Here is a 7,180-nt window from a genome sequence, read left to right as displayed (position 1 = left end):
TGCCATCCGCCTCACGCTGCGAGGCCAGCCAATCGCCGTGCCGGCCTGAACGGCAGCACGACCTCGTGAGCAATTACTGTGAAAGGGACGACCGTGCCACCTGCACTCAGGTATTCGAAGTCGCGCTGTGCTGCCTGGATTCCATCAGGTCGTCGTCGGATATACGGCGACGTGCCTTCTTCACCGATCAGCTTACCATTCGGCCTGAGAAAAGTGCATACCCGCTCGACGTAGGCGTCCCTCACAGCTCCTTCGAGGCTCTCGACCTCCGCTTCGGTCGTCGCCGCGCCGGGCGCCCTCAGGACCCTGAACGCATCGTTGTCGGGATCGATCTGCTTGAGCGTCTCCCAGGCGGCGGCGAAGCGCTGGCTCCGCATCATCTCGTCGGGCTGGAGGTTGGCGGGCTCGGCCAGCTCCTCCGAACGGCGGTTCACCTCCTCGGGAGGCTCCTCCGCGGCCTCCGCCGTCCCGATCGGTGTCAGCACGCCGAGCACCTCTCGCCGTCGCCGAGCAGCAGCAGCAGCAGCAGCAGGTTATTGATCGAATTCATCGCCGCCCCATAGGCGAAGCGGGCGGAGGGCTGCGCGGTCGTGTCGGCCGATTTCGGGTGTTCGGAACTTTTCGGCACCGTTGCGATGTCAACCGTCGCCTCGTAAAGGAGGATGAGGTCGCCAAAAGCTCGAAGTGATCTACTTTTCGGAAGGATCGACCCTATGGGTCATCCCTTCCCAATCTTTGACCTTCTGGGTAGGTTAATAGAGGTGAGAAATCGATTTTCCAGAAATCAAGTTCGAAAAGATTTCCATCACTATCCAAATTCAATGTGATGCTCACAGGAATACCATCGACATCTATGTATGTCAGTCGAGCTAACTCCGATCCGAAAACCCGCCCCGTCGAGGAACCAGTTTGGAATCGGACCCCTCCCATCCCCCCATCGTCCGCATCCACCACCTTCAGTTTGTCCAAATTCGGAGCGATGGACGATCCAAGTGCCGTTTTAATGAGAGCCTTCTCTTCGGGCCGGAGGTATCTTGCTCTGTCGTCATTTCGAGGTGGTGATGCGTCCGACATTGATGTCCCCGTTTGGAAGCTTGAAGGCGTTGTATTCGAGCTTTTGTCCATCGACGATGACGCTACCCTGAATAAGCCCATCTTGCAGCGTACCTAAATTCGATATTAAATGATTTCGTATCGCTTCTTCAACCCGCACGCGATCGAGTCCGAGATCGTCGGTATGCCTGTACGCGTGGAAGGTTTGATTTGGGTTTGCTCCAAAGCGTATAGCGCTCCGCGGCGGGGGCACTGCCGTCCCTGGCATCGGTGGCTTTGCAGCAGGCGCGACCGGTCCCCCCGATGCACCGGCGGCCGGTGGTGTCACGCCGGGCTTCCCACTGCCCGGCATCATAGGGATGCGGAGGATGCCATTCGGGTCGGGACCGAAGCGAAAAAACCTCTGCGGGTCTTCGCGTGCCTTGAGTTTCTCCTCCAGTTCTTCTTTCTCTTCCTCCGGAGTAGGATCGGGATCTTCATTGATGTGGTGCGCAACGGGGACGAACGAACCTGCTGATGAAGAGCCGCCTTCGGCCGTCCATCGTCCGTCGGGCGCGCGCGGCTGGGCGGGATTAAACCCGGGGCGGACCGGGAAGGCATCGGCTGTGACCTGATCGCCGGCCGTCCCGTCTTCCGCGAACACCGTCGCGGCATTCGGGTAGGTCCTGTCCGCGATCAGCTGCGCCTCGACAAGCTTCGCCGTCACCTCCGCGGGCCACAGCTTCAGCCCCGCGTAGACCTGCGTCGCCTGCGCCCGGCTGAGCGCCAGCGCCGCCTTCGCCGGCTCGTCGAGCTGCCACAGCGGCCGGAACGCGAAGGACAGCGCACCCTCGTCGATCCCCTCCGACCGGCAGATCAGCGGGTCGAGCCGCTCCAGTTGCGGTCGCAGGTCGAGCTCCTGCCGCGCCGCGATCATGTGTTGGACAGGCTGTCGCGAACGCCCGCACCGAACGAGAACGACATGCGCGGACCTCACTGATGGGAGAGACGTGCGACGGCGGCCCGCCGCTCAGGAGCGGCAGGGGCGGTCGGCCCGGGGATGTTCAGGGCTGGGGAGCCCTGGGCTTCCCCTCATCCGTCATGGCTTCGGGATGACACCTTCCCGGCGAGCGGGAGAAGGTTGTTGCCCCGGTCAGGCCTTGTCGGCCGGCCCCACGAAGCGCACCGTGATGCCGGCCACGCCCTCGTCGGCCTCGGCGGCGTGTTTCAGGTCGCCGTAGCCGCGGTCGATCAGGGCGTTGATGGCCGACACGCGCGCCGCTTCGCTCGTCGCCTCGTGGGCCAGGCGGGCGAGTTCGCGGATGGCATCGGGGACGTGGGCGCGGATGGCGGCGCGGACTGCCGCCGTGGCGGCGTCGGGCGAGGCGTCCGGCTCGCGCCGGCGGGTCGGCTTCCTCGCCATCGCGCCGTCCCTCCGGGCCAAAAAAAGGCCCGGGAAGCGAAGCGCCCCGGGCCGAACCGCAGATCTGCAGTGAAGCGATATAGACCAGATCAGGCGCCCAAAGTCAAGAACGAATCAAGAACAAAACCAGGGGTGGGCGGCGACGTCAGCCTCGCGCCAGCCCCGGGCGGCACTGATGAGGGGCGGCGGGCCGGAGCGAACCCTCGAAGACCATCGTCGAAGCGGTGGCGCCCGATGTCCGCGAGCCATCCCGGAGGCCCCCCGCGTCACCCGCAAGGGCGGCAGGCTCCCGGGATCCCCCCCATCACGGCCCGCGCGACGGGCCCATCCCGGAGTCCGATCCATGACCGCCACCGTTTCGAACCACGCCGACATCGCGCTGCGCGCTTACTTCATCTGGGACGGCGAGGGCCGCCCGCACGGTCGCCACCAGGACCATTGGTTCGCCGCCGAGGCGCTCGAAGCCCGCGCTCCGGAGGCCGTCGTGGCCGCGCCGGCGCCGGCGGCCGTTGTCGCCAAGGCTCCCGCGAAGGCTCCCGCGGCCCGGAAAGCCGCGGCTCCGAAGAAGGCCGCGGCCCCGAAGGCACCCGCCCCGGCCAAGGTGGCGGCCCCGAAGGCGCCCGCCGAAACCGTGGTGGCCGCCGCCGCCCTCGCGGCCCCGCGCGCCGCGCGGAGCACCGCCAAGGGCGCGCGCCGCGCCCATTGAGCAAGGCGCGCTCGCCGGGCGCGCCCTCCTCACCATCGCCCGCTTCAACGCCGCCGCGGATCGTCCGCGGCGGCGTTTGCCGTTCGCGCGCCCCGTCATGCGCCGTCCGTTCGATGGCTTCGCCATGCGGAAGGCATCCGCGCTCGATCGACGCGCGAGGCCACGATCCGTGCCCCGACCCCTTCGTCCGGATCGCGCGTCACACGAGGTCGAGCAGCCGGTACCCCGACCGCCGCACGCCCTCCAGCGCGTAGCGCAGCGCATCGATGACGTGGTTGTTGCGGTCCTCCAGCACCGGCAGGATGTCGCCCGTGAGCGGGTCGGTGCGGTAGGAATAGAGCGTCAGCTCGTCGATGGCGTGCCGGCAGTCCGGGTGGACCACGATGTCGTGCCCCTGCAGGAAGGCCACGCCCTCCTCGACCGAGCCCTTGCCCTTCTTGGCCGGGCGGATGCGGAACCCCTCGCGGCGCAGGTGGTCGATGAGTTCGGGCCGGGAACTGTCGGCCGTGACGGGCCAGGCGCCCGCCCCGTGCGTGCCCTCGACGCCGCGCAGCAGCGCGCCCGTCTCGCCGATGGGGCAGCCGACCCGGTAGGCTTCGCGATCGATGTAGATGGTGCCGTCGAACAGGAAGCAGCGCACCAGCACGGTCGGGTCGGCGGCGAAGCCCCAGTCGGCGCCGTAATAGGGCCGCGCCCGCTCCGGCACGGCGAGGCTGTCGATGCGCCAACGGCGGAACACGCGCGTCTCGGCGTGCAACTGGTAGGCGCCCTCCCATACGTGGGCGTATTTCTCGGGGTCGCGGGCGCGGTCCCACAGGCGCTCGGCGTCGAGCACGGCCGGGAACCACGGGTTGTCGGCGTAGCTCACCTCGGCCACGACCGCGTCGGGGTGGGGCGGGCCGCGGCGGAACAGGGCGTCGACGGGGTCGTTGGGGTGGCGCGGGTTCCAGGTGAACCAGAGTTCGGAGCCCGCCTTGCGGATGGTCGGCACCAGGATGTCGAGCGAGCGCTGCGACACCGAGGCCGCCTCCTCGACCCAGGCGATGTCGACCCCCTCCATCGACTTGATCGACTCCGGGTTCGAGCGCAGCCCCGCGAACAGGAACAGCGAGCCGTTGCGGCCGCGGATGGCTTCGGCGGTCGAGCGGTAGCGCCGCTCGAGGCCCAGGGCGGCGATGCGGTCGTCGAGCAGGCGCTTCGAGCTGTCGCGGATCTAGCGCTGGATCTCGCGGGCCGCGAGGATGCGCAGCGGGCGCTCGGCCGCCATCAGCACGAGGGCGGTGGCGACGGAATGGGATTTGCCGGAGCCGCGACCGCCGTAGAAGGCCTTGTAGCGCGAGGGGGTGAAGAGCGGGCGGAAGGCGCGCGGGAGGGCGATGTCGACGGAGGGGAGCGGCGGACGGGTGCGGGGCGCCATGCTGGATGCGATGCCCCGCGGTTTCGCTGGTGATACCAGCGGTTAAATGTTTTGACCGCTGGAAAGCGCGAATGCGCGCCGCCGCTCATGCGGCGTGACCCGGCGAAAATGTGTCGGCATTTTCGACGGCTGGATGACTCATTCCTGTAGGCGAAGCGGGCGGAGAGCTGCTCGGTGGTCTCGGCCGAACTCAGGTGCTCGGAGAGGTTCGGCACCGTGACCACGTCGACCTTCGCCTCGTGCAGCAGGCTCGTCGCCCCGGCCAGCACAGCGCCGCGGCGTGGACGGCGTCGTACAGGGACTGCAGGACGGAGTCCGACCACAGCGCGCCCGCCGCGCCCGGTCGGGCAGCGGGTTGCCGAGGAAGCGCACCACGCGCGACGGGTGCAGTTCCAGCGGGGCGAGGCCGGGCGAGGACAGCGTGTAGCTCTTCGGCTCGCCACACCACGGGCTCAGCGGGTTCAGATCGAGTTCGCTCACGCCGAGCTGCCAACGGCTGGCCGCGTGGAGGTCGGCAAGGCCCATTTTACCTCACCGCAATGATGTCAACCATATCCTTCGTGGGAGGCCTTCTTCGTCCAGATCTGTATAGTTTTCGATCAGAATTCGCACATCATCCTTTGCTAATTTTGCGATAATGAACTCATCGATGCTCGGTAGGCGCTGCACCTCGTCACCAAAGAGGGCGCTCCAGATGATGCCTTCGCATCTCTCCCGATTTCAGTCTAAGCGATATTTCTTCGTTTGCTTCGACCCTTTTCTGAGTATCGGACAACCAGTTTGAAAGCCTGCCCACATCGTTTGTCTCAAGATTCTGAAGAGCGGCGTAGTGTCGAAGAGCAACGCGGCCGATCGATTGTCCGTCTATCACGATTATATCTCCGAGACAATGGCAGTAATCTACTTCAAATCTTGCTACTTTCAAAATATCAGCGATGGAAATGCAATCACTTCATAACCGAAGATTGATCTTAATTCTCATTGCCCTATTTTCAGATTGATATATTTGCACTTCAGCTTCACAGATTGCCAATGATCTCGCCATCATAGATGATATCGCCTGTATCGGTGTCGAACGGGCATGTGTCGCTCGCCGACAGGCCATGAGCGTATTTGGCGGCGTGGAGGGCATCTGACGCGTCGTTCTCCTCCAGTTTGAGTCGTTTACAGGCATGCCGGAAGTTCTTCGTCGTAGCGGTGATCTTCTCCGTGGCACCAGCTTCAGCACTTGCGGTACCAGCAGCCTTGCCACAGCGGCCGGAACGCGAAAATCAGCGCCCTCGGGTCGATCCCCTCCGACCGGCAGATCAGCCGGTCGAGACGCTCCAGCTGCGGACGCAGGTCGAGGTCGGGTCCCATGCCGATGCATCGGCATGGGTGCCCCTTTCTGCCGCGCCGCGATCATGCCGGGCACTGTCCCGGACGTCGCTCTCGCCCGCCGCCACCTGCAGGAAGGTGCGCGCCATCTCGGGCAGGCCCGCGAAGTCGACCGACTGCCGCGTCACGGGAATGTCCGCCGCCCCCGCCGCCACCTGCAGGAACGTCCGCACCATCTCGGGCAGGCCGCCGAAGTCGACGCTCTGTCATGTTTATTTTCGCAATCACATCATTGCTGAACACGCCCCATGCCTAAGAGTCGATTTCAGACCGCAATCTTCGCGCCATAAATACATCTCCAGCGCTCGTAACCGTTGATACTACAAGCACGATACTGCCGGGCAGGAACTGCCACGTCTCGATGTCGGGGTCGTAATCCGGTGTGGGGAGCACCTCATAAAAATCACCGCCAACGTTTATGCCCGTGGTGGGTCGTGAGACATCTGTCCCCTCATCGAGGAGCGGGATGTAGATCATTTTAGTAGTGCCCAAAATCGTCTCCTCCGACTTGGATGACCTGCCCGGTTGTGTCGTCGATGATCACCGAACGCCCGGTTTCCGGGTGAACATACCTCGTGGCGCCATTGAGCGGATTGATTCGGTTCGGAGCCGAAAATCGTTGACCGTGCTTGATTGCTTCCTCGACCTGCTCCGGTGTCCACTCTCTATTGTTGAACTGATTAAGCCATTTCTGGGCGGATTGAGGACCGGCGAAGCCGCGTGTGACTCTCGCCAGATCCTGCAAGGTCAGCTTGGGAGATTGAACAGGTGGCAGTGGGGATGGTGATGTTTGACGAGGCGGAGCAGGAGAGATTTGCGGCGTGAGTTCCGGTTCTGATAACGGCGCAGGTCCATCGCTCCCTTCCGGCCACCATCGGCGGAGAAATCCTCCCGCGGCAGCGAGCGCTCCCAGGATTCTTGCCAGCGCGCGGACCGGGCCTTTGGACGAGGCGAGATCCACCGGCGTGCCATCGGGCGCGTGCGGACCCTGGCCGGCAGCGCCGGACGGATCGGCCGGCGTGTTCGGGACCGGCAACGGGCCGGCGAGCTGCTGACCTTGGGCAGGCGAGGCGGTGCGCAGTGCCGAACCGACCAGAGCGCCGGTCCCGCTCTCCGCCCCTGTCGTCCACCGGCCACGCCAGTCGCGCGGCTCATCCCCTTCCGGCAGGAACCCGCCACTCGCGCGAGGGACCCCGCCGACCTCGCGGGCGTCATTGACCACCTC

11 protein-coding genes are annotated in these 7,180 nt (G+C 65.2%); 1 reads left to right on the top strand and 10 read right to left on the bottom strand.

The features are described from left to right. Positions 1 to 11 precede the first annotated feature (11 nt). The 5 genes from D3273_RS08995 to D3273_RS08985 form a co-directional block, all read right to left on the bottom strand. On the bottom strand, positions 12 to 485 hold the full coding sequence (locus D3273_RS08995; protein WP_129225619.1) for a hypothetical protein: 474 nt from the start codon (positions 483 to 485) through the stop codon (positions 12 to 14). After that, the gene (locus D3273_RS28165) at positions 479 to 628 is read right to left on the bottom strand and encodes a hypothetical protein (protein ID WP_165359428.1); all 150 of its coding nucleotides are present in this window, start codon (positions 626 to 628) and stop codon (positions 479 to 481) included. Before D3273_RS28165 ends, D3273_RS08995 begins: the two co-directional genes overlap by 7 nt. A gap of 83 nt (positions 629 to 711) precedes the next feature. Continuing rightward, entirely contained in the window at positions 712 to 1,074 is a 363-nt protein-coding gene (locus tag D3273_RS29930; RefSeq protein ID WP_428977763.1) for a DUF6984 family protein, read from the bottom strand. Further along, a complete protein-coding gene (locus D3273_RS08990) occupies positions 1,046 to 1,969 on the bottom strand; it encodes an anti-CBASS protein Acb1 family protein (protein ID WP_129225618.1) in 924 nt (307 codons plus the stop codon). Before D3273_RS08990 ends, D3273_RS29930 begins: the two co-directional genes overlap by 29 nt. A 216-nt stretch (positions 1,970 to 2,185) precedes the next feature. Further along, the gene (locus D3273_RS08985; protein ID WP_129225616.1) at positions 2,186 to 2,455 is read right to left on the bottom strand and encodes a hypothetical protein; all 270 of its coding nucleotides are present in this window, start codon (positions 2,453 to 2,455) and stop codon (positions 2,186 to 2,188) included. Between the two features lie 343 nt (positions 2,456 to 2,798). On the opposite strand from D3273_RS08985, the gene D3273_RS08980 reads away from it, so the two are divergent. Beyond that, positions 2,799 to 3,161 carry a DUF2934 domain-containing protein gene (locus D3273_RS08980; RefSeq protein WP_207210747.1) on the top strand — a complete coding sequence of 121 codons (363 nt, stop codon included), beginning with the start codon at positions 2,799 to 2,801 and terminating at the stop codon, positions 3,159 to 3,161. A 199-nt stretch (positions 3,162 to 3,360) separates the two neighbouring features. On the opposite strand, the gene D3273_RS08975 is transcribed toward D3273_RS08980, so the two are convergent. From D3273_RS08975 to D3273_RS08960, 5 genes are all read right to left on the bottom strand, one after another. Continuing rightward, complete coding sequence (locus D3273_RS08975; RefSeq protein ID WP_342634263.1) at positions 3,361 to 4,353, bottom strand: PBSX family phage terminase large subunit; 993 nt, start codon at positions 4,351 to 4,353, stop codon at positions 3,361 to 3,363. A gap of 21 nt (positions 4,354 to 4,374) precedes the next feature. Beyond that, positions 4,375 to 4,578 (bottom strand): hypothetical protein, encoded by a 204-nt coding sequence (locus tag D3273_RS28755; RefSeq protein ID WP_207210745.1) that lies wholly within the window; start codon positions 4,576 to 4,578, stop codon positions 4,375 to 4,377. 138 nt (positions 4,579 to 4,716) lie between these two features. Further along, a complete protein-coding gene (locus D3273_RS29925) occupies positions 4,717 to 5,103 on the bottom strand; it encodes an anti-CBASS protein Acb1 family protein (RefSeq protein WP_129225612.1) in 387 nt (128 codons plus the stop codon). Between the two features lie 782 nt (positions 5,104 to 5,885). Then, positions 5,886 to 6,131, bottom strand: a complete 246-nt coding sequence (locus D3273_RS28750) for a hypothetical protein (protein ID WP_129225610.1) — start codon at positions 6,129 to 6,131, stop codon at positions 5,886 to 5,888. A gap of 302 nt (positions 6,132 to 6,433) precedes the next feature. After that, positions 6,434 to 7,177, bottom strand: coding sequence for a colicin E5-related ribonuclease (locus D3273_RS08960; RefSeq protein ID WP_129225608.1), 744 nt, complete (start codon positions 7,175 to 7,177; stop codon positions 6,434 to 6,436). Positions 7,178 to 7,180: the final 3 nt, after the last annotated feature.

It is taken from the genome of Lichenibacterium minor (genome assembly GCF_004137685.1).
Taxonomy (GTDB): domain Bacteria; phylum Pseudomonadota; class Alphaproteobacteria; order Rhizobiales; family Beijerinckiaceae; genus Lichenihabitans; species Lichenihabitans minor.
Note: the sequence above shows the minus strand (reverse complement) of the source record. Positions and strands in the feature narration are given on the sequence as shown.

Excerpts from the sequence above, each read along its gene's own strand:
- D3273_RS08985 (WP_129225616.1), bottom strand. The coding sequence starts at position 2,455 with ATGGCGAGGAAGCCGACCCGCCGGCGCGAGCCGGACGCCTCGCCCGAC.
- D3273_RS29930 (WP_428977763.1), bottom strand. The coding sequence starts at position 1,074 with ATGTCGGACGCATCACCACCTCGAAATGACGACAGAGCAAGATACCTC.
- D3273_RS08980 (WP_207210747.1), top strand. The coding sequence starts at position 2,799 with ATGACCGCCACCGTTTCGAACCACGCCGACATCGCGCTGCGCGCTTAC.
- D3273_RS29925 (WP_129225612.1), bottom strand. The coding sequence starts at position 5,103 with ATGGGCCTTGCCGACCTCCACGCGGCCAGCCGTTGGCAGCTCGGCGTG.
- D3273_RS28750 (WP_129225610.1), bottom strand. The coding sequence starts at position 6,131 with ATGGTGCGGACGTTCCTGCAGGTGGCGGCGGGGGCGGCGGACATTCCC.
- D3273_RS28755 (WP_207210745.1), bottom strand. The coding sequence starts at position 4,578 with ATGGCGCCCCGCACCCGTCCGCCGCTCCCCTCCGTCGACATCGCCCTC.
- D3273_RS08990 (WP_129225618.1), bottom strand. The coding sequence starts at position 1,969 with ATGATCGCGGCGCGGCAGGAGCTCGACCTGCGACCGCAACTGGAGCGG.